The 518-nt window shown below is 46.5% G+C and carries 1 pseudogene; it reads left to right on the top strand.

Features of this window, described 5'->3' with window-relative positions:
- Positions 1-432, top strand: a pseudogene (locus UF06_RS00045) (chromosome partitioning protein ParA); the annotation flags it as partial.
- Positions 433-518: the final 86 nt, after the last annotated feature.

Below are 518 nucleotides of genomic sequence, written 5' to 3'. Positions count from 1 at the left end.
CATTCGCACCAAACGCTGGTGGGATTACCTGCCCCGTCGTTGGCAAGCACCAAGCTGGCATATCGAGATCCAACCGCACTGAGGAAAAACATCGAGACATGGTTATCTCAGTACGATCGCATTGTCATCGACACCTCTCCGTTGCTCAGTGTGAACAAGAGTAACATTCCACCGCAAGTCATCGCGGGAGTTTGTGATGCAACGCTTCTGGTTGCTCATTACGGGTCTACGACGACCACGCAACTTGAGCAAGCCAAAAAGCTGCTTGAAGCAAGCGATGCCAATCTGATTGGCTCGGTGCTAAACATGAAACACACTCCGAGCCTAAAAGACGAGCTGATTCGCCAAGTCAAAAAGCTGCGTTTTCTACCGAAAAAATGGAAAGACAAACTGGCCCAGCAGATTAAAAAAAGTGAACTGTTTATGTTATAGGGAGCGCTTATTATGAATTCCAATACTGCACAACACATTGAACAAGAGTTGGTTGATGAGCTCATTCTCCAGCAAATGATTAAAGA

The organism is Vibrio sp. S234-5 (assembly GCF_000960595.1).
Taxonomy (GTDB): Bacteria; Pseudomonadota; Gammaproteobacteria; order Enterobacterales; family Vibrionaceae; genus Vibrio.
Note: the sequence above shows the minus strand (reverse complement) of the source record. Positions and strands in the feature narration are given on the sequence as shown.